The following is a 20,126-nucleotide window of genomic DNA, read 5'->3' as shown; positions in this document are numbered from 1 at the left end:
GGCATGTCCGCCGAAATCCCGAGCCTCGATCCCCGTCTGACGCCGGCCCGTCCGGACCTCGCCGATCTCCGCCTGAAGGGCCAGGTCGAGGCCGCGCGCTACGTCACTGGGAGCGACCGCCGGGTGGTGGTGCCCTCTGCTCCCTTGCGGCGCGCGCCGAGCCCGGAGGCCGGAATCGACACCGAGGCAGTGCTGGGCGATCCCGTCACCATCTACGAGGATCGCGACGGCTTCGCCTTCGTCCAGCTCGCGGCGGACGGCTATGTCGGCTACCTGCCGAGCGCGGCCCTAGGCGACCCTGAGCCTGCGCCGACGCACCGGATTCAGGCGCTTCGAACCTTCCTCTACCCCGCTCCGGACCTGAAGCGGCCGGCGCTCGCCCATCTCAGCCTCGGCGCGGCGGTGACGGTCGCAGCGCGTGAGGGCGATTACCTCCGGCTCGCCACCGGCGGCTACGTCTTCGCCGGCCATTGCGGCGCCCTTAACGCCTATGAGCCGGACTTTGCGGCGACGGCCGAGCGCCTTGTCGGCACGCCCTATCTCTGGGGCGGCCGCACCAGCCTCGGCCTGGATTGCTCCGGCCTCGTCCAGCTCTGCCTCGCGACGGCGGGGCTCCCCTCGCCCCGCGACGCCGACCAGCAGGAGCGGGCGCTCGGCGAGCCGCTCCCCGACAGCCTTGAGGGTCTGACCCGCGGCGACCTCGTGTTCTGGCGCGGCCATGTCGGCCTCATGCTCGACTCGGATCGCCTGATCCACGCCAACGGCCACCACATGATGGTGGCGGTCGAGCTCCTGCGCGAGGCCGTCGCGCGGATCGCGGAGAAGAGCTACGGGGCGGTGACGTCGGTCCGGCGGATGGCCGGCGCACACCATCTCACCCCTTCAGCCGCATCTTGATCCGGTAGACCAGCCCGTCGCGCACGTCGCGGTAGGCGTCGAGGCGCTGGTCGCGGGAGACCTCTCCGAGGATCGTCGGATCCGGCGTCGGCCAGTACTCGACGTCGACGGCGTTGGTGCGGGTGAGCTCCAGCGCCGCGTGGTGGGCCTCGGGCGAGAGGGTCACGACGAGGTCGAAGTTCAGCCCCTCCCATTCCTCGAGCTGGGCCAGCGTGCGCGGCTTGTGGCGCGAGGCGTCGATCCCGATCTCGTCGAGCGCCGAAATCATGAAGGGGTCGGCGGGCTCGCCCGAGCGGACCCCCGCCGATTGGACATAGGTCGACTTGCCGAAATAGTGGCGCGCGATCGCCTCCGCGGCCAGCGAGCGCACGGCGTTGAAGTTGCACATGAACAGGGCCGATTGCACGCGCTTCTTCTTCGGGCCGGCCTCGTCCGCCATCCGGTGATTGCCTCGGGTTTCATTGGGTCGACCGATCCCATCAAGATAGGCCGCGACGACGGAGCTGCATGCAAAGCGCGACTGCGCGCCGCCGCATAGCAGTCGCGCAGAGGGCGTGCACTTGCCTGCATGCGGCGAATGCCCTCGACCGATCCCGGTCGAGGGCATTCGCCTTAAGCCTTCCAGTGCAAGGCGAAGACCAGGGTGAAGAGGCGCCGCGCGGTCTGATGGTCGAGGTCGACCTTGCCCTCCAGGCGCTGGCGCAGGAGCTCGGAGGCCTCGTTGTGCAACCCGCGCCGGCCCATGTCGATCGCCTCAATCTGGGTCGGGGAGGCGGTCTTGATCGCGTTGTAGTAGCTCTCGCAGATCATCTCGTAGTCGCGGATCACCCGCCGGAACGGGGTGAGCGAGAGCAGGTGGGTCATCACCGGCTCGCCGGCCTCGGTCTGGATCGCGAAGGAGAGCTTGCTCTCGACGAGGCCGAGGGTCAGCGCGTAGGGACCCTCGCGGCCCGGCACCGTGAAGCAGTTCTCCTCCAGGATGTCGAAGATCGCGATGGCGCGCTCGTGCTCCTGGTCCGGGTTGCCGCGCCCGATGGAATCCTCGTCGAGCGTGACGCGCGCGAGGCGGTTCAGCGCCTTGTCGGGCATGCCCCCCTCACAGGTTCAGGCGGATCGCGACGGAGCGGGCATGGCCCTCCAGGCCCTCCGACCGTCCGAGCGCGATGGCGGCGGGCCCGAGCGCCCGCAGCGCTTGCGGATCGCAGCGCAGGAGCGTGGTCCGCTTCATAAAGTCGAGGACGCCGAGCCCCGAGGAGAACCGGGCCGAGCGGGCGGTCGGCAGCACGTGGTTGGGGCCGCCGACATAGTCGCCGATCGCTTCCGGCGTGTGCGAGCCGAGGAAGATGGCGCCGGCGTTGCGCACGAGCCCGGCCAAGTGCTCCGGGTCGGCCGTCTCGATCTCGAGGTGCTCGGGCGCGAGCCGGTCGACGAGGGGGATCGCCGCCTCGAGGTCTTCCACCACGATGATCGCGCCGTAATCGCGCCAGCTCGCCCGCGCGGTCTCGGCGCGCGGCAGCGTCGTCAGCGCCCGCTCCACGGCGAGGGCGGTCGCATCGGCCAAGGCCTGAGAATCCGTGATGAGGATCGATTGGGCGGCTACGTCGTGCTCGGCCTGGGCCAGCAGGTCGGCGGCGATCCAGTCCGGATTGGCATCCGCATCGGCGAGGATCAGCACCTCGGAGGGGCCGGCGATCATGTCGATGCCGACCTGCCCGAACACCCGGCGCTTGGCCGCCGCGACGTAGGCGTTGCCCGGCCCGACGATCTTGGCGACAGGCGCGATGGTCTCGGTTCCGTAGGCCAGGGCGGCCACCGCCTGCGCGCCGCCGACGCGAAAAATCTCGTCGACGCCCGAGAGCCGCGCCGCCGCCAGCACCAGCGGGTTGAGCTGACCCTCCGGCGTCGGCACGACCATGACGACGCGCGGAACGCCGGCGACCCGGGCGGGAACCGCGTTCATCAGCACGGAGGAGGGGTAGCTCGCGGTCCCGCCGGGCACGTAGAGCCCGACCGATTCGAGCGCCGTCCAGCGCCACCCGGCGGTGACCCCGAGCGCGTCGGTGGCGCTGTGGTCGCTGGGCAGCTGGGCACGGTGGAAGGTCTCGATCCGTTCGGCGGCCAGGCGCAGGGCGTCGAGGGCCTCGGCCGGGCAGGCGCTCACGGCCGCGTCGACCTCGGCCTCGCTCACGCGCAGATCGGCGGCCGTGAAGCCGTCGCCGAGGCGGTCGAGGCGTCGCGTCTGCGCGACGAGGGCGGCGTCGCCTCCCGAGACCACGTCCCGGATGATGCCGCGCACGATCTCGTCGACGTCCTCGGCGATCTCGCGCTTGGCGCCGAGCAGCGCGGCGAAGGCTTGGCGAAAATTGGCGTCGCGGCTGTCGAGGCGGACCATCAGCCCTGCCCCGCGATGGCCGCCCGGCCCGCTTCGACCGCGGCGTGGTCCGGCCGCCCCTCGGCCTCCCAGACGGGGCCGAGATCCTTCATGCGGACCTCGATGCATTCGAGGTCGAGCTGGATCGCCGCCCCGCCCGCGAAGACGAGGGTGGCCGTCCCCGAGGGCGGCTCGGCCGGCTCGAAGGTGACGGCGAGGAGTTCGAGCGCCGCATCCGAATTCGGGTTCGGCGTGATGCCGCGCGTGCGCACGGCGAGCACCCGCTCGAAATGCAGGCCGGTCAGCCGCCGCCGCGGCGGTTCGCCGTCGGGCGCCGCCCAGTCGAAGCGGCGCGCCACCAGGACGAAGCGGTGCTCCTGCGCGAGATAGGCGAGGTCGCCTGTCCGCAGGATCGCGTCCTGCAGGTGGGTCGAGATCACCGCGAGGTCCTCGGCGTCGAGGGCGGCGAGCTTGAGGAGCTCCATGGCGGGAATGTCGCGTTTCTCGGGTGCGCGCGGCCGGCGCGCTTCATGTCTCGTCCGGTAGGTAGCGAGGCGGGGCCCCATCGGCAACAGGAGGGCGCTCGGACCGCAGGGCTTTGGTCTCCGGGTTTACGCCGTTCTCCGCGCGGACTTGGACCCATGTTGACCTTGGACCCACGTTTGTCATTCCGGGGCGCCGCAGGCGAGCCCGGGACCCAGAACCGCCGACCTAGCAGGATGGAGGACTGTCGGCGGCTCTGGGTCCCGGGCTCCGCTTCGCGGCCCCGGGATGACAAGGGTGGTCGTTTTATCAGCCGGTTTTCGGGCTTTGGTCGCCGGACTTCAACCCGCGCTCGCCGCCTCCGCCTCCTTGTAGAGCCGCCCGAGCGCCCGGTAGCCCTCGACGATGCGGGTCATCATCGCGCGCTTCTCGCCATCCAGCGGCCCCAGGATGCGGGCGGGTCGGCCGCCCCAGACATGGCCGCCCTCCAGGAGCTGGCCGGGATCGGTCGTGGCGCCAGCCGCCAGGAGCACGTCGTCGGCGATCACCGTGCCCGGTGCGACGACGCAGCCGATCCCGATGAGGTCGCGGGCGCCGATCCGGCAATCGGCGAGGCAAACATTGTGGCCGATCGTGGTGTCGCGTCCGATCACGACGCCCTCGGCGCGGGCTCGGATCACGCTGTTGTCCTGGATATTGGTGTCGGCGCCGATCACGATCGACCCGGCCTCAGCCTCCAGGAGGCAGGAGAAGAGAACGGTCGATCCCGTGCCCAGCGCGATCTGGCCCCGCAGGCGCGCGGTGCTGGCGACAAACGCGCTCTCTTCGAGAGCCGGGGCGTCGCCGGTGACCGCGGGCCCCGACTCGCCGGAGGCCTCGCGCAGGCGCTCGGCCCGCTCGGCGATCTCGGGCAGCCTGATCGGGCGGACGGGCTTGGCCGGGCTGCCGGCATAGACGAAGCCGGGGCCGAGCTGCGCGCGCGGAAACACCGTCGCCCCGGCCTCGATCAGCACGCCGTCCGCCACCACCGCGCCGTCGAGCACGACGACGTCGTCCTCGATCACCACGTCCGAGCCCACGCGGCAGGCATGGACCACGGCGTTGCGGCCGACCGTCACGCGGTCGCCGGCCTGCGTGCCGTGGCTGTAGGTGGCGATGTGCACCGTCGAGCGGTGGCCGAGCCAGAAGCGATCGCCCAGGCTCACGCTCTGTCCGTCGGCGCGGATCACGGCATCGTCGCCGAGCCAAGCCTGGGTCCCGATCGTGGCGGCGCCGATCACGGCGCTGCCGCGCCCGCACCAAACGGGCCGGGACGCGAACACGGGCAGAACGCCCTCATGGGGCAGGATCAGGTCGGGCGTCACGGGAGCGTCCTCGCAGGGCCGGTGGCGCGGGTCGGGCCGGGCGGGCATATAGGCGCCGAGGGGCGGGAGGCACGCTCTGCCTTGAGGATCACCATGGCCGAGATCAGCATCCAGGGCGAGCCCTTCGACGTCGCCGGCGAGATCGCGCGGCTGAGCGAGGAACTGGCGGGTGCGGCCGGGGCCATCGTCACCTTCACGGGCCTGTGCCGGGACGAGCAGGGCCGCCTCGCGGGGCTCGAACTGGAGCATTACCCCGGCATGGCCGAGGCCGAGATCGGACGGGTCGTCGAGGCGGCGCGGGCGCGCTGGCCGCTGCAGGCGGTGCGGGTGATCCACCGCCACGGCCTCGTGCGTCCGGGAGAGGGGATCGTCCTCGTGGTGACCGCGTCGAGCCACCGCGTCGCGGCCTTCGAGGCGGCGAGCTTTCTCATGGATTACCTCAAGACCCGCGCGCCCTTCTGGAAGCGCGAGCACCTGGCCGAGGGCGGCACGGGTGGCTGGGTCGAGGCGACGGAGCACGACGAGGCCGCCGCCGGGCGCTGGTGACGGGTGCTGGCTCCTCCCTGCCCGCAAGGGGGAGGAGAGGCGCCCCTCATTCGTCCATCAGCGGGTGCAGGTCGCGGACCATGCTCTTGAGGCGCTCGTCGAGGACGTGGGTGTAGATCTGCGTCGTCGAGATGTCGGCGTGGCCGAGCAACTCCTGGACGATGCGCAGGTCCGCGCCGTTCTGCAGCAGGTGGCTGGCGAAGGCGTGGCGCAGCACGTGCGGACTCACCTTGTCGGCGCGCAGGCCGGCGGCGGACGCCGCGACCTTGAGGTCGCGGGCGAAGGCCTGGCGGGTCAGGTGGCCGCTCTCGCTGTCGGCTGGAAACAGCCAGGCCCCGTCGTCGGGCAGGGCGGCGAGATGGTCGCGCATCGCCGCCCGGGCGAGGTCGGTCAGCGGCACCAGGCGCTCGCGGCCGCCCTTGCCGCGCACGACGAGGTAGCGCTCGCGGGTGGAGGCCGCCGCGCGCGGCAGCGCAATGAGTTCGGAGACGCGCAGGCCCGTCGCGTAGAGCAGTTCGAGCAAGCAGAGCATCCGCCGCGCACGGGGCCCCTCGGCGCTCTCCGCAGACTCGGCGCGGGCCCGGGACGCGGCGAGCAGCCGGTCGACCTCCGCGACGGAGAGGACCTTGGGCAGGGCGCGGCCCCGCCGCGGCCCGGCGACCGGTGCGCTCGGATCGCCTTCGGCCAGGCCCTCCGCGTAGAGGAACTTGTGGAAGCCCCGGATGCAGGAGAGCTTGCGCGCCGCCGAGGCCGCGCTGAGGCCCCGCGTCTCCAGGCTGGCCAGGTAGGCGCGCACGGTGGACGGCTCGACCGCCGCCGGGTCGTGTCCCTCGGTTGCGAGGGCCTCCACGTAGTCCGCGAGGTCGCGGCGATAGGCCGACAGGGTGTTCTTCGCCGCGCCCCGCTCGGCCGCGAGCATGTCGAGGAAGACCTGAACAAGGCCCGCCGCCCCGCTCACCGGCCCGACGGCTGCAGCTTCGAGGCCGGGATCGTGACGCTCATCTCGCGCGGCGTCGGCTGAACGAAGGTCGCGAGCGCGAACATGCCTGCGAAGACTAATCCGCCGAGGATCGCGAGGATGGCGAGGAAGCGGAACAGGGTCGGCACTTGGGGGAGCCTCGGTCGGGCGCAAGGATCGGCGCGGAGGGCGGGTGCGGAATGAATACTGCGCTGCGGGACAACGGGTTTCCATCACGTGGGGCGGGCGAAGGCAAGGTCCCTGCGGCCACACGGCCCCGCTTCGCCCCGTTCCCAAAACGCGCTAAGACCGGTCTCACGCCATGAAGACCCTCGCGATGACCGAGTCCGCGCCCCCGGGCGGCGACAATCCGGGCGAACCGATCGAGCTCCGCCTTCGCCGGGCGCTGGGCACCCGCTCGATCGTGCTCGTCGGCCTGATGGGGGCAGGCAAGAGCACGGTCGGCCGCCGCCTCGCGGGACGGCTCGGCCTGATGTTCAAGGACGCCGATTCCGAGATCGAGGCCGCCGCCCAGCTCACGATCCCCGACATCTTCGCGATCTACGGCGAGGCCAGTTTTCGCGATGGCGAGGAGCGGGTGATCGCCCGCCTCATCCGCGAGGGGCCGCTCGTGCTCGCCACCGGTGGCGGCGCCTTCATGCGCGAGGCCACCCGGATCCGGATTGCCGAGGGGGGCGTCTCGGTCTGGCTCAAGGCGGAGCTCGAGGTGCTGATGCGCCGCGTGCGCAAGCGCGGCGGGCGGCCGCTCCTCCAGACCGAGGATCCGGAGGAGACGATGCGGCAGTTGATGGACCTGCGCCACCCCGTCTATGGCGAGGCCGACGTGATGGTGCCCTCACGCGACGTCTCGCACGACCGAGTCGTGCAGGACGTCATGGAGGCGCTGGACGCCCATCTCAACGGCCCCTCGAACCAAGGCGTCGCCGCGCAGTGAGCGAGACGAAGACGGCCCATCCTCTCACCGTTCACGTGCCTCTCAACGGCGGCCGCGGTTACGACATTCTGATCGGGCGCGGCCTCCTCGGCCAAACCGGGGCGCGAGCCGCGGCGCTGGGCGCCAGGGCCGCGGCCATCGTCACCGACGAGAATGTGGCCGCCCTCTACGCCGATGGGGCCCGGGCGAGCCTCGAGGCGGCAGGCCTGCGCACTTGCCTCGTCGTGGTGCCGCCGGGCGAGGCTTCGAAAAGCTATGCCGGCTACGCGCAGGTCTGCGACGGGCTGCTCGCCGCCAGGATCGAGCGCGGCGACCTCGTCGTGGCGCTGGGCGGCGGCGTCATCGGCGACCTCGCGGGCTTCGCCGCCGCGACCCTGCGACGGGGCGTGCGCTTCGTGCAGGCGCCGACTACGCTGCTGGCACAGGTCGATTCCTCGGTCGGTGGCAAGACCGGGATCAACTCGGGCCACGGCAAGAACCTGATCGGCGCCTTCCATCAGCCGCGCCTGGTGCTGGCCGACACCGCAAGCCTCGACACCCTGTCGGAGCGCGAGATGCGGGCGGGCTACGCCGAGGTGGCGAAGTACGGCCTTATCAACGATGCGGCCTTCTTCGCGTGGTGCGAGGCAAACTGGGCCGGGATCTTCTCCGGTGGTCCCGAGCGCGACGAGGCGGTCGCGATCTGCTGCCGCGCCAAGGCCGGCGTGGTGGTGCGCGACGAGTTCGAGCACGGCGAGCGGGCCCTGCTCAATCTCGGCCACACCTTCGCTCACGCCCTGGAGCGCCTGACGAATTACGATTCCGCGCGCCTCGTCCACGGCGAGGCGGTGGCGATCGGCCTCGCGCTCGCCTTCCGCTTCTCGGCCCGGCTCGGCCTCTGCCCCGGCCAGGAGGCGGGCCGCGTCGCCAACCATCTCGCCCTCGTCGGGCTGCCGACGCGCCTGCAGGCGGTTCCGGGCGGAAGCGGCGATGCCGACGCGCTCGTCGAGGCGATGGGCCAGGACAAGAAGGTGCGCGACGGGGCCCTGACCTTCATCCTCGCCCGCGGCATCGGCGCGAGCTTCATCGCGCCGGGCATCGATCGGGCGGAGGTTCTGGCATTCTTGAAGGCGGAACTCGGCGCGGGCTGATGTGGCGCGCTTCCCTCCCCCTTGTGGGGAGGGATCGAGGGTGGGGATGGTTCCGCTTGCCTGAGCCCCAGGTCACCCAGCCACCCCCACCTCCAACTCCTCCCCACAAGGGGGAGGAGAGACCCGCGACTTCTTCTAGCCCGCCAACTCCTCGGCCAGTGCCTTCACCCGGCGCAGATCCTCGACGAAGGCGCCGTAGGCGTCGTCCTTGGCTTCGTCGGGCAGGCGCAGCAGGTAGGAGGGGTGCACCGTGATGAAGCCGCGATAAGGCTTCTCGAACCCCGCCGGCCCCCGCGCCCGGGTGATCGGGATCGCCTTGCCCGTCAGCGCGAGCACGGCGGTGGCGCCGAGCGCCACGACGAGGCGGGGCGCGACGAAGTCGAGCTCGCGGTCGAGCCACCAGCGGTAGTGGCTGACCTCGCCGGCGGTCGGCTTCTGGTGGATGCGGCGCTTGCCGCGCTCCTCGAACTTGAAGTGCTTGACCGCATTGGTGAGGTAGACCTCTGGGCGCATGAGCCCGGCCTCGCCCATCGCCCGCATCAGGAGCTGACCGGCCGGGCCGACGAAGGGCCGGCCCTGCCGATCCTCCTGGTCGCCCGGCTGCTCGCCGACGAAGGCGATCGTCGCGCCGACGGGGCCCTCGCCGAGCACGGCCTGCGTCGCGCCGGGCACCAGGGGCTCCGAGCGCCGGATCACGGCGTTGAGCTCCTCGAGGCTCCCCGGCGCGTCGTCGGCCATCGCGGCGACCGCGCGGGCGGGATTGCGCTTCACGGGCATCTGCGGCTCCCTCTCGATCATCGCCTCCGTGCGGGAGGCCGCGCTCCGGACGAGGTCGGGGATCGCGGCGGTCTCCGGCAGGTTGCGCCAGTACTTCTTCGGCATCTCGGAACGCATGGCGCGCAGGTTTGTGCGGGCCGGGTTGAAGGTGCTCTCGTAATAGTCGCGCCAGCCGGCCTCGAACCCGTCGCTCGCGGGCGCATCCTCGCGCCGGCCGGGCGGCCCGTAGGTCAAGCCGGAGCCGTCCCAATGCGCGGAGCCCTCCGGCGTCAGGATCGACCAGTGCAGGGCCCGGAATCGGTCGACGAAGAAGGGCGCGGCCGCTTCCAGGATGTAGTGGTCGGGCTCGAACCAGGCGACGAAGCGTTCGAGCTCCCCCTCGGCCCGGCGGAAGCGCAGGAAGGCGTGCATCTTGTGGAGGTCGCGCGCGATGGCCTTGCGCATCCGCTCGAGGCGGTGGACGAGCGGATCGCTCCCGACCTCGAGAAGGCGGCGCTCGCCATGAAGAACGCGCCAGATCAGGGCGTAGAGCAGGGCGTAGCGCTCGGGATCGCGGTGCGGAACGACCATCCGCACGAGATCGCCGACTCCCGGGGGAAGGGAGAGGGGCGGAGCTTCGCCGCCGACATCGACCCCAAACAGGTCCGTCGCGCCGTCCTCCTGCCAAGTCACGCGCTCCGGCGGGATGCCCGCGGCAACGAGACGCCGGGCGGCCGCGCGGAACCCGTCGAGATCGGCACCTGGCCGGAGGGAGATCGCGCGCAGCAACCCTCCCCCGTCCGCGGGGGGAGGGTTGCTGCGCGCGGCTCTGCCCATCCTCAAAACAGGCTCATCTGCTGCGCGGGCTCGGCAAGCCGGCTGCGCAGGTCGAGGCAGTCGGTCAGGCCGGTCGGGCGGTAATCCTCCGCGATCAGGAAAGGCCTCGCCCGCTTCAGCCCCGAAGTCAGGCGGGCGACGTCGTCGAGGCGCAGCCGCGTGTGGCGGCGCGCCTTCACGATCTTGTCGACGGCCCTGGCCCCGAGGCCCGGCACCCGCAGCAGCGCCTCGCGCTCGGCTCGGTTCACGTCGACGGGGAAGCGATCGCGGTTCTTGAGCGCCCAGGCGAGCTTGGGATCGATGTCGAGGGCGAACATCCCGCCATCGGTGGCATCGGCCACGTCGTCGGCGGAAAATTCGTAGTACCGGATCAGCCAGTCGCCCTGATAAAGCCGGTGCTCGCGCTGAAGGGGCGGCGACTTCAGCGGCAGGATGGTCGAGCCCTCCGGGATCGGGCTGAAGGCGGAGTAGTAGACCCGCTTCAGATTGTACGAGCCGTAGAGATGCGCGCTCTTGCGGATCAGCGCTTCGTCGGTGGTGGCGTCGGCGCCCACGATCACCTGCGTCGATTGCCCGGCGGGCGAGAAGCGGCGGCGCTCGGCCTTGGCCTCGTGGATGCGCTCGCCGATCTGGGCCATCGCGCCCTGGATCGCGGCGCCGTCCTTCTCCGGGGCCAGGCGTTCCAGGCTCGCCTCGGTGGGAAGCTCGAGGTTGATCGAGAGCCGGTCGGCGTAGAGCCCTGCCTCCTCGATCAGCCAGGGGCTCGCCTCCGGAATCGACTTGAGGTGGATGTAGCCGCGAAAACCGTGCTTGCGGCGCAGGTCCTTCGCGACCCGGGTCAGCAGCTCCATCGTGTGGTCGGGCGACTTGATGATGCCCGACGAAAGGAAGAGTCCCTCGATGTAGTTGCGCTTGTAGAACTCGACCGTGAGAGTCACGACCTCGTCCACGGAGAATTTCGCCCGGCGCACGTTCGAGGAGCGCCGGTTGATGCAATAGGCGCAGTCGAACAGGCAGTAATTGGTCAGCAGGATCTTCAGCAACGAGATGCAGCGCCCGTCCGGCGTGTAGGCGTGGCAGATGCCGACCCCCGTCGTCGAGCCGAGCTCGCCCGCGCCGGCCTTGCGCTTCGGCGCCCCGGACGAGGAGCAGGAGGCATCGTATTTCGCGGCATCGGCCAGGATGCGCAGCTTCTTGGCGAGCGACTCGTCCATGCAAGAGACATGCGCTTTGTTCGTGGTTTGTTCAAGCGGTTCGACGAGATGCCGCGGGCAAATGCCTCCTGCTTGCACCGACGCTTGTCACCCCGGGGCCGCCCCCGGATCCGGCCTTTGGCCGGTCCGAGGATAAACGCCGCGGAGCCAGGGACCCAAAACCACCAACGAGGCAGACTGGATCGCGACCTGCGGTTCTGGGTTCCGGGCTCGCCTGCGGCGCCCCGGAATGACAAAGGCGAGGTGCGCCACACCAGGAGCATCTCTGGATTGAGCTAGGCCCTTCAGGTCACCATCTCGACCCGCAGCACGGTCCCCTCCACCCCCGTCACCCGGACCCTCCTGCCGGCGGGTGCGTCCGGGCCGGCAACGCGCCAGATGGTGTCGTCGAAGCGCAGCCGACCCGCGCCGGCGACGATCGGCTCGTCGAGGACGAATTCCCGGCCGATCAGCCCGCGCGCGCCTCGGTTCACAGTCGCATCAGGGCTTCTCGCGCGGCGGCTCGCGACCAGCACGAGGGCGACGGCGAGGCCCGAGAACAGCAGGATCTGCAGCGGCCAGGACATCGCTACCACGGCGACGACGAGGCCGGTCAGAACGGCGGCAAGGCCGAGCCAGAGCAGGAAGATCCCGGAAGCGACGAGTTCGAGCCCCATCAGGACGAGGCCGAGGATGATCCAGGCCCAGGTCGGCCCGATCCCACCCAGCAGCGTTCCGGTCATGGCGAGGTCGGCGGCAGGCCGGAGGCGCGGCGCGGGGCGGCCGCCGCACCGTCGCCGAAGACGCTGCGGGTGATCTCGGCGATGCCGCCGAGGGTGCCGGCCAAAGCCGCCGCCTCGATCGGCACGACCACGACCCGCTGGTTCGGGGCGGTGGCGATGGCGCGGACCGCCTCGACGTATTTCTCGGCGACCAGGAAATTGGCCGCGGCGATGTCGCCCTTGGCGATCGCCTCGCTCACCATCCCCGTGGCCCTGGCCTCGGCCTCCGCCCCGCGCTCGCGGGCCTCGGCGTCGCGGAAGGCGGCCTCGCGGCGCCCTTCCGCCTCGAGGATCGCCGATTGCTTGCGCCCCTCCGCGCGCAGGATGTCGGCTTGGCGCTGGCCTTCGGCCTCGAGGACCGAGGCGCGCTTCTCGCGCTCGGCCTTCATCTGGCGGGCCATGGCGCCGGCGACGTCGGCGGGCGGCAGGATGTCCTTGATCTCGATGCGGGTCATCTTGATCCCCCAGGGCGAGGTCGCCGCGTCCATCACGCTGAGGAGGCGCTCGTTGATCTGGTCGCGGTGCGAGAGGAGCTGGTCGAGGTCCATCGAGCCGACGAGGGTGCGGATGTTCGTCATCGCCAGCGTCGTCATCGCGACCTCGAGGTTCGAGATCTCGTAGGAGGCGCGGGCCGCATCGAGCACCTGGTAGAACACCACGGCGTCGATGCGCACGCCGGCATTGTCGCGGGTGAAGGCCTCCTGGCTCGGCACCTCGATGACCTGTTCCATCACGTTCACCCGCCGGCCGACCCGCTCGACGAAGGGCGTGATCAGGCCGAGCCCGGCCTCGAGCGTGCGGGAGTAGCGGCCGAAGCGCTCGACCGTGTAGACGTAACCCTGCGGGACGATGTTGATGCCTGCTGCCAGCGTGCCGACCACGAGCACGGCGAGCACCAGCGCCGCGAGCCCCAAGCCGACCGACACGTCCATCGCCGCCCCCGCATAGCCCGTTCGGCGCGCATTGAGACCGAGGCGATGGGAAACCGCAAGTCGCGCTAGGCGTGCCGCCGTGGACGGCGCGGTGACAACCGTGAGTGGTTCGTCCGACCCGCGGCGCTATCGCGCCCAGACGCCGAGGCGTTCGGTGCGGGCACGGTCCTCGGCGGCGACGAGGTCGGGGGTCGCCTCCGGCGAGGCGCGGCCGCCGCCGTTGAAGAGCACGACCTCGGAGAGATCGCGGCCCGAGACCGTGCAGCGATAGGCTTCGCTGCCGGCGACCGGCTGGCAGGAGACCGGCCGCCTCGCCAGGTAGCGGGTCAGCTCCTCCCGCTGCCCGCCGCGGACCCACTCGACGCCGAACAGCCGCACGACCTTCCCGCCAAGCTTGAGCGTCGCGGTGTCGATCACCTCGGCCGGGCCGCTCACCGCGTTCGCGGGCGGGGGCTCCTCGGCCGGCGGATCGACCAGCGGCTCGGTCGCGGTCTCGTCCGGGGGCGTCCCGCCCTCGTCCTCGGGCTCCGCGGCCGTCGGCGGCGCCGCCGGAGGGGCAGCCGTCGGCCGAGCGGCCGGTGCCGGGCTGGGGGGCGGGGCCGGCGGTGCGTCGGAGCCGCCCCTGAGGGCGAACAGCGTCACGATGCCGACCAGTCCCAAACCGCCGATCCCGGCAAGAACGCTCGGGCGAGTGAGGGTGGTGCGCAGATCGGAGGCATCGCCGATCCGGTCCCGGAACCGTTCCGAAGCCTCACCAAGGGCCACGCTCCGGCGCCGGGCGAAACGGAGCGTCCGGCGCAAGCCAACCCGAGCCCGCCCGCCCGCCCGGCTCCCGTGCTGGCGGACCGTCTCTGCCGCGGCCTGCAGGCGGGCCCGGCCCGCCTCCGAGGCGGGATGCGGGGCCGCCGGCGTGGCGTCCGCCGCGTCCGCCAGGGGGGCCGCCTCCGCCGAGGTTCTCACCGGCTGCGGGGAGGCCTGGAAGCGGGCGCGCAGACCCGACAGCGCGCCCGAGGCGGCACCTGCCTCCACGAGGCGGGCCGCGGCCGCCTTGATCTTCGCGCCGGCCGGTTCCGGCGAGGGCTCGGACGGTGCGGGCTCCGGCTCCGGCTCGGACGGCCGAGGGAACAGCGCCGGATGGCGCTCCTGCAGCTCGTCGACGAGGTCGGCGAGCGTCAGGGGCGCCGCGTCCTCCCGATGGAGGCGGGGGGTCCCGTCCCGGTCGACGATCCGGTAGCCCGGCGGCTCCTCGCTGGGCTCCAGGGCCGTCTCGATGACGAGTTCGAGAGTGCGCCGCGCGACCGGGAAGGCGCCGCGGGCGGCGATCTCGGCCCGGATCTGCGCGCGCAGCCGGTCCCACTCCCCGCGGCTCGGGAGCGAGGATCCGTCGGAAAGGCTGTCCGGCGTCGCGAGGCGGGCGGTGTCAGGCGGCATCGGTTCTCGATCAGGCGCCGCGGCGCGTCGGCCCAGCGGCGCTGAGGGGCCCGGGGCCGTAGCGCCGCAGGACGCGGCTGGACTCGGCGACGATGAGCGGCCGCTCGCCCGCGAAGCTGATCTCGAGGACGAGCTCGGCGGTCCCCTGCGAGCGGGCGCCGCGGGCGGGCGCATCCGCCCGGTAATCGTAGATCGTCCGCACGATGCAGGAGGCGGCCGCCGCGCTGCAGGCGGTGCGCGTCGTGCCGCCCTGCGCCTCGTAGCGACGCTCGGGCCAGCGCTGCACGAAGTTCCGCTTCTCGGCGACCACGGCCGACAGGGGCACGACGCGGCCGAAGCGGCGGACCCGCTCCGCGTAGAAGCGGCGCGCCGTCGCGAGCGAGGCCGAATCCGGCCCGGAGACGCTGTCGAGGTAGTCGAAGGTCAGGCGCTGCGCCGCCGCCGCCCAGTCGGTATAGCGCGGATCGAACGCCTCGGCCGCGGCCGGCGGCGCGAGCGGGGGCGTGCGGGCGAGGCGGCGGCCGTCGTCGCGCTCCACCGCCCGCTCCTCGCGAACCGTTTCGCGCCGCCGCGGGGTCCGCGCGCTCGGCGTCGGGCGGCCCTCGGCGAGGTCTGCGGGAGGCTCGCTCGGGCTCGGAGGCTTCGCGGCCGTCGGGGCTTCCTTCGGGGCCGCGGCAACCGGGGGCGCCCGCTCGGGCTCGGCGGCGGGCTTGGCCGGCGGGTCGACCCAGCCCGGGCGCTGCTGGGCATGGGCGTTGCTCAGCGAGAGGCACGCGCCGGCAAGGATCAGGGAAGCGAGGGGACCGTAGCGCATGGGATGATCACCGGGGTCGCGGCCGACAGGGACGGGTGCGGTCTGGCCGCAGCCGGCCGAACGGTGTGAAACGCGGCCGCATACCGTCAGGGTTCCATCCCAAAGGGCATCCGATGGGAACCAGGGTGATCCCCGCCATGCCACGGGAGCGGTTTGGCCGGCAAGTCGCGGCCCTGCCTCGTCAGGCCGCCGCGCGGAGTCCGGGACGGGCCGAGCGTGGTGCGACGTCCCGGCCCGGTCCCTCGCGCCATCCGTCCGACTGGCCTATCCTCGGCGCACAACAGGAGGATCGCCCCATGGGTTTCGTGTCGGCCACGGTGATGAACGAAGGCAAAGCCGCGAAGGTGGCGGGCAAGGCGATGGAGGCCAATCCCTATCCGGCCGGTTCGCAAGAGAGCGCCGACTGGCTGGAGGGCTACACCTTCGACGAGGCCGAACAGAACGTCGACCGGGAGGATTCCTCCGACTCCAACCGGACCTGAGGGCGGGAAGCGTCCCGCGCAAGATCGAATCCAGGGCATCGGGCCGGCAGGTCTCCGCCGGTCCGATGCTTGAGGTCTGCGGTTGATTTGAGATCTGCGGTTGATCGATGCCCCTGCCAACCCAGCCCTCGTGAGCGTGATCTCCGGGTCTCTCGCCACCGCCCCACGGGCGGGGTCGGGCGCGCCGGGCCCGACGTTCCGGCTGGCACATCCCGACGACCGGACCTCGACCTTGGACCTTGCCTTCGGCCGGGGAACACCCAAGTCTCCGCCACGGCTCCGGGCCCCTCTGACGGTCGAAGCGTCGATCGTGATGTCGGACCGCCGCGCGCCGCGCCAGCGCGGCACGATCTTGATCGAGGGACCAGACCTGTTGACCGACCGCCCCCACACAGCCGATGCGGCTCCGCTGCCACGCCTGAGCGCGCCCAGTATCGGGGTTTGCGGATGGTGAGCGGAGCTGCGCCCCGCCGGGCGCTCCTCCTCGTCAACCCGAAGGCGCGCAGCGGCACGCTCTCCCTCGACGCCGTGCGCGAGACGCTGCGGGCCGGCGGCATCGAGCCCTTCGAGCCTGCGGGCGATCCCGATTGCACGGCCGTGATCAAGCGGCACGCTGCGGAGAGCGACCTCGTCATCGTGGGCGGCGGCGACGGCACCCTGAACGCGGCCGCGCCCGCCCTCGTCGAGACGGGGCTGCCGCTCGGCATCCTGCCGCTGGGCACCGCCAACGATCTCGCCCGCTCGCTCTCGCTCCCGCTCGACCCCGTGGCCGCCGCCGAGATCATCGCCACGGAGGAACCGCGCCCGGCCGATCTCGGCTGGGTCAACGGCCACTACTACTTCAACGTCGCGAGCATCGGCTTCTCGGCGGAGCTCGCGGGCGACCTCACGGCGGAATCGAAGAAGAAGTGGGGAACGCTCGGCTACGGCATCGCCGCGATCCGGGTCCTGCGCCGGGTGCGTCCGTTCAAGGTCTGGATCGAGCACGACGGCACCGTCGAGACGGTGCGGACGATCCAGATCTCGGTCGGCAACGGCCGCCACTACGGCGGCGGCATGACCGTCGAGGAGACCGCCCAGGTCGACGACGGCAAGCTCGATTTCTACAGCCTCGAGGTCGCCCATTGGTGGCGGCTCCTGGCCCTGCTGCCGGCCTTGCGCCGCGGCACCCATGGCCGGGCCGAGGACGTGCGGGCGTTCCAGACCACGGAGATCGTGATCAAGACGCGGCGCCCCCGGCCGGTGAACACCGACGGCGAGCTCTCGACCGTCACCCCGGCCCATTTCAAGGTCGTACCCAAGGCGATCCGGATCTTCTCCCCCGATCCGGCCAAGCAGCCGGCCTCGGCGGGCATCCCCCTTCCCTTCCCCTTCAAGACGCGGGACCAAGCGACGTGAGCGGCATCCTCGACAGCATCACTCCCCTGTTGTCCGACCCCGCCGCCTGGGCGGCGCTGGCGACCCTGGTCGTCATGGAGGTCGTGCTCGGCATCGACAACCTGATCTTCATCTCGATCCTGACGAACAAGCTGCCGCCGGAGCATCAGACCAAGGCCCGGCGCATCGGCATCGGCCTCGCGCTGATCCTGCGGCTCGGGCTGCTCGGCACCATCGCCTTCATCGTCCAGCTCACCAACCCGATCTTCGAGGTCTTCGGCAAGGGCTTCTCCTGGCGCGACCTCATCCTCATCGCCGGCGGCCTGTTCCTGCTCTGGAAGGCGACGCAGGAGATCCACCACACCCTCGATCCGGCGGAGGAGAAGACGGGCAGCGAGACGCTCCAGCTCAGCTTCGCCGCGGCGATCGGGCAGATCCTGGTCCTCGACCTCGTTTTCTCCATCGACAGCATCATCACCGCGGTGGGCATGACCGATCACGTCCCGATCATGGTCGTGGCCGTGCTCGCCGCCGTCACCGTGATGCTGCTCGCCGCCGACCCGCTCTCGCGCTTCATCGCGGCCAACCCGACCGTGGTCATGCTGGCGCTCGGCTTCCTGATCATGATCGGCATGACGCTGATCGCGGAAGGCTTCGGCGCGCACGTACCCAAGGGCTACATCTACACGGCGATGGCCTTCTCGGCCGGCGTCGAGGGCCTCAACCTGCTGGCCCGCCGGCGCCGGCGGGCGAAGGAGCGGGCGGCGGGTGCGGCACGGGCACGGGGCTGACGGGGGCACCGCCACCGCCCGGCCCTTGCCTCCCCCGCCCCTTCCCCGCACAAGCGCGCCATGCTGCGCGTCAACGACCTCACCTACCGCATCGGGGAGCGCCTGATCCTCGACGGCGCCACCTTCTCGATTCCCGACCGGGCGCGGGTCGGGCTGGTGGGTCGCAACGGGGCGGGCAAGACCACCCTGTTCCGGGCGATCCTCGGCGAGCTGCCGACCGAGGGCGGCACGGTCTCCGTGCCGAAGGGCATGCGCATCGGCGCCGTCGCGCAGGAGGCGCCCGCCGGCCCCGAGACCCTGCACGCCGTGGTGCTCGCCGCCGACCTCGAGCGCGCCCGCCTGATGGCGGAGGCCGAGGGAGCCGACGGCGTGCGCCGGGCCGAGATCGAGACGCGGCTCGTCGATATCGGGGCGCATTCGGCGCCGGCCCGAGCGGCGGCGATCCTGCATGGGCTCGGCTTCGATGCGGCGGCGCAAGGACGCCCCTGCGCGGACTTCTCCGGCGGCTGGCGCATGCGCGTGGCGCTCGCCGCCGTGCTCTTCTCCGAGCCCGACCTGCTGCTCCTCGACGAGCCCACCAACTACCTCGACATCGAGGGCACGATCTGGCTCTACGACTACCTCGAGCGCTATCCTCGCACCGCGATCATCATCTCCCACGACCGCGACCTGCTGGACGAGTGCGTCGACCACATCCTCCACCTCGATCGGGGCCGCCTGACGATCTACCGGGGCGGTTACACCAGCTTCGCCCGGCAGGTGGCCGAGAAGCGGGTGCTGCAGGCCAAGGCCAAGGCGAAGCAGGACGCGGAGCGGGCGCATCTCCAGAGCTTCGTCGACCGCTTCAAGGCCAAGGCGACGAAGGCCCGCCAAGCCCAGTCCCGGGTCAAGCGGCTCGCCAAGATGGAGATCATCGCCTCCGTCATCGAGGACGACGTGCCGGCCTTCCGGCTGCCGAGCCCGGAGCGGCCGCTCTCGCCGCCCATCGTGGCGATGGAGCGGGTCCAGGCCGGCTATGCCGACCGCATCGTGCTGTCGGGCCTCAATCTCAGCCTGGCGCCGGACGATCGCGTCGCGCTGCTGGGCGCCAACGGCAACGGCAAGTCGACCTTCTGTAAGCTCATCGGCGGGCGCCTGCCCCCCTTGAGCGGCGAGATGCGGCGCTCGGGCAAGATGGAGGTCGCCTATTTCGCGCAGCACCAGCTCGACGAGCTCAGGCCCTCTGAGAGCGCCTACGCCCATGTCCGCGAGCTGATGCCCGATGTGCCGGAGGCGAAGGCGCGGGCGGCGGCCGCCCGGCTCGGCTTCTCGGGGACGAAGTCCGAGACGCCGGTCTCGCAGCTCTCAGGGGGCGAGAAGGCGCGGCTCCTGATGGGACTCGCCGCCTTCCGCGGCCCCCACCTCCTCATCCTCGACGAGCCGACGAACCACCTCGACATCGAGAGCCGGCAGGCGCTCGTCGAGGCCATCAACGACTACGAGGGTGCCGTGATCCTGGTGAGCCACGACCGCTTCCTCGTCGAGGCCTGCGCCGACCGGCTCTGGCTCGTGGCCGACGGCAGCGTGAAGGCCTTCGACGGTGACATGGACGATTACCGCCGCCTCGTCCTGGCCGGGCCGGAGCGCGGACCCGAGCGGGGCGGCTCCGAGCCCGCGGGCGGCGTCAAGGCGATGGAGCGCCGCTCCAATGCCGAGCGCCGGATCGCGCTGGCCCCCTTGCGAAAGAAGCTCGAGGGGATCGAGGCGCGGATGAAGAGGCTGTCCGAAGCCATCGCCAAGATCGACGCGGCGCTGGGCGACGGCTCGGCCTTCCTCGCCAACCCCGTCAAGGCGGGCGAACTCTCGAAGATGCGCGCCGACGCCGCCTCGGCCCTGGAGGCGGCCGAGGAGGAGTGGCTGGAGATCAGCGGGGCGATCGAGGGCGCGGAGGGATGAGAGATGCAACCCTCCCCCGCAGAGGGGGAGGGAAGATGTCCGCACATGCGCCGGGCAACATTCCCCGGCGTGACGACGTTTCCGGACGAGCC

General features: G+C 71.6%; 21 protein-coding genes. 8 read left to right on the top strand and 13 right to left on the bottom strand.

What is annotated here, in order from left to right; genetic code table 11:
• Positions 1-3 precede the first annotated feature (3 nt).
• On the top strand, positions 4-897 hold the full coding sequence (locus MFF55_RS05390; RefSeq protein WP_238243054.1) for a C40 family peptidase: 894 nt from the start codon (positions 4-6) through the stop codon (positions 895-897).
• Here the strand turns inward: MFF55_RS05390 and MFF55_RS05385 are convergent.
• From MFF55_RS05385 to MFF55_RS05365, 5 genes are all read right to left on the bottom strand, one after another.
• Positions 875-1,336, bottom strand: coding sequence for an arsenate-mycothiol transferase ArsC (locus MFF55_RS05385; protein WP_238243053.1), 462 nt, complete (start codon positions 1,334-1,336; stop codon positions 875-877). The two genes, MFF55_RS05390 and MFF55_RS05385, sit on opposite strands and share 23 nt — an antisense overlap.
• 173 nt (positions 1,337-1,509) lie before the next feature.
• Positions 1,510-1,986 (bottom strand): UPF0262 family protein, encoded by a 477-nt coding sequence (locus MFF55_RS05380; RefSeq protein WP_238243052.1) that lies wholly within the window; start codon positions 1,984-1,986, stop codon positions 1,510-1,512.
• A 7-nt stretch (positions 1,987-1,993) separates the two neighbouring features.
• On the bottom strand, positions 1,994-3,289 hold the full coding sequence (gene hisD, locus MFF55_RS05375) for a histidinol dehydrogenase (protein WP_238243051.1): 1,296 nt from the start codon (positions 3,287-3,289) through the stop codon (positions 1,994-1,996).
• On the bottom strand, positions 3,289-3,753 hold the full coding sequence (locus tag MFF55_RS05370; protein WP_238243050.1) for a DUF2948 family protein: 465 nt from the start codon (positions 3,751-3,753) through the stop codon (positions 3,289-3,291). Before MFF55_RS05370 ends, hisD begins: the two co-directional genes overlap by 1 nt.
• 339 nt (positions 3,754-4,092) lie before the next feature.
• Positions 4,093-5,115, bottom strand: a complete 1,023-nt coding sequence (locus MFF55_RS05365; protein ID WP_238243049.1) for a gamma carbonic anhydrase family protein — start codon at positions 5,113-5,115, stop codon at positions 4,093-4,095.
• 93 nt (positions 5,116-5,208) lie between these two features.
• On the opposite strand from MFF55_RS05365, the gene MFF55_RS05360 reads away from it, so the two are divergent.
• A complete protein-coding gene (locus MFF55_RS05360; protein WP_238243048.1) occupies positions 5,209-5,661 on the top strand; it encodes a molybdenum cofactor biosynthesis protein MoaE in 453 nt (150 codons plus the stop codon).
• Positions 5,662-5,707: 46 nt separating this feature from the next.
• Here MFF55_RS05360 and MFF55_RS05355 read toward each other — a convergent pair whose 3' ends face one another.
• Positions 5,708-6,619: a site-specific tyrosine recombinase XerD gene (locus MFF55_RS05355; protein WP_283206704.1), complete on the bottom strand. Its 912-nt coding sequence runs from the start codon at positions 6,617-6,619 to the stop codon at positions 5,708-5,710.
• Positions 6,616-6,768: a histidine kinase gene (locus MFF55_RS05350; protein WP_238243047.1), complete on the bottom strand. Its 153-nt coding sequence runs from the start codon at positions 6,766-6,768 to the stop codon at positions 6,616-6,618. Before MFF55_RS05350 ends, MFF55_RS05355 begins: the two co-directional genes overlap by 4 nt.
• 173 nt (positions 6,769-6,941) lie before the next feature.
• On the opposite strand from MFF55_RS05350, the gene MFF55_RS05345 reads away from it, so the two are divergent.
• Together MFF55_RS05345 and aroB are read left to right on the top strand one after the other, a co-directional pair.
• Positions 6,942-7,574: a shikimate kinase gene (locus MFF55_RS05345; RefSeq protein WP_238243046.1), complete on the top strand. Its 633-nt coding sequence runs from the start codon at positions 6,942-6,944 to the stop codon at positions 7,572-7,574.
• Positions 7,571-8,704 carry a 3-dehydroquinate synthase gene (gene aroB, locus MFF55_RS05340; protein WP_238243045.1) on the top strand — a complete coding sequence of 378 codons (1,134 nt, stop codon included), beginning with the start codon at positions 7,571-7,573 and terminating at the stop codon, positions 8,702-8,704. The genes MFF55_RS05345 and aroB overlap by 4 nt, the downstream gene beginning before the upstream one ends.
• Positions 8,705-8,839: 135 nt before the next feature.
• On the opposite strand, the gene MFF55_RS05335 is transcribed toward aroB, so the two are convergent.
• The 6 genes from MFF55_RS05335 to MFF55_RS05310 all read right to left on the bottom strand — a co-directional run bounded on the left by MFF55_RS05335 (position 8,840) and on the right by MFF55_RS05310 (position 15,449).
• Positions 8,840-10,297, bottom strand: coding sequence for a UdgX family uracil-DNA binding protein (locus tag MFF55_RS05335; protein ID WP_238243044.1), 1,458 nt, complete (start codon positions 10,295-10,297; stop codon positions 8,840-8,842).
• Between the two features lie 2 nt (positions 10,298-10,299).
• Positions 10,300-11,511: a putative DNA modification/repair radical SAM protein gene (locus MFF55_RS05330; protein ID WP_238243043.1), complete on the bottom strand. Its 1,212-nt coding sequence runs from the start codon at positions 11,509-11,511 to the stop codon at positions 10,300-10,302.
• A gap of 284 nt (positions 11,512-11,795) precedes the next feature.
• Positions 11,796-12,233 (bottom strand): NfeD family protein, encoded by a 438-nt coding sequence (locus MFF55_RS05325; protein WP_238243042.1) that lies wholly within the window; start codon positions 12,231-12,233, stop codon positions 11,796-11,798.
• On the bottom strand, positions 12,230-13,204 hold the full coding sequence (locus MFF55_RS05320; RefSeq protein WP_238243041.1) for an SPFH domain-containing protein: 975 nt from the start codon (positions 13,202-13,204) through the stop codon (positions 12,230-12,232). Before MFF55_RS05320 ends, MFF55_RS05325 begins: the two co-directional genes overlap by 4 nt.
• Before the next feature lie 126 nt (positions 13,205-13,330).
• On the bottom strand, positions 13,331-14,635 hold the full coding sequence (locus MFF55_RS05315; RefSeq protein ID WP_238243040.1) for a thermonuclease family protein: 1,305 nt from the start codon (positions 14,633-14,635) through the stop codon (positions 13,331-13,333).
• 10 nt (positions 14,636-14,645) lie between these two features.
• Positions 14,646-15,449, bottom strand: a complete 804-nt coding sequence (locus tag MFF55_RS05310) for a hypothetical protein (RefSeq protein WP_238243039.1) — start codon at positions 15,447-15,449, stop codon at positions 14,646-14,648.
• 296 nt (positions 15,450-15,745) lie between these two features.
• Between MFF55_RS05310 and MFF55_RS05305 the strand changes: the two genes are divergently transcribed.
• The 4 genes from MFF55_RS05305 to MFF55_RS05290 all read left to right on the top strand — a co-directional run bounded on the left by MFF55_RS05305 (position 15,746) and on the right by MFF55_RS05290 (position 20,034).
• Positions 15,746-15,931 (top strand): hypothetical protein, encoded by a 186-nt coding sequence (locus tag MFF55_RS05305; RefSeq protein WP_238243038.1) that lies wholly within the window; start codon positions 15,746-15,748, stop codon positions 15,929-15,931.
• A 447-nt stretch (positions 15,932-16,378) separates the two neighbouring features.
• Positions 16,379-17,329: a lipid kinase gene (locus tag MFF55_RS05300; protein WP_238243037.1), complete on the top strand. Its 951-nt coding sequence runs from the start codon at positions 16,379-16,381 to the stop codon at positions 17,327-17,329.
• Complete coding sequence (locus tag MFF55_RS05295) at positions 17,326-18,099, top strand: TerC family protein (RefSeq protein WP_238243036.1); 774 nt, start codon at positions 17,326-17,328, stop codon at positions 18,097-18,099. Before MFF55_RS05300 ends, MFF55_RS05295 begins: the two co-directional genes overlap by 4 nt.
• Positions 18,100-18,159: 60 nt before the next feature.
• On the top strand, positions 18,160-20,034 hold the full coding sequence (locus MFF55_RS05290; RefSeq protein ID WP_238243035.1) for an ABC-F family ATP-binding cassette domain-containing protein: 1,875 nt from the start codon (positions 18,160-18,162) through the stop codon (positions 20,032-20,034).
• The last annotated feature ends 92 nt before the right edge of the window (positions 20,035-20,126 follow it).

The sequence above is a fragment of the Methylobacterium iners genome (genome assembly GCF_022179305.1).
Classification (GTDB): Bacteria; Pseudomonadota; Alphaproteobacteria; order Rhizobiales; family Beijerinckiaceae; genus Methylobacterium; species Methylobacterium iners.
This window is presented reverse-complemented; position numbering and strand designations above follow the sequence as displayed.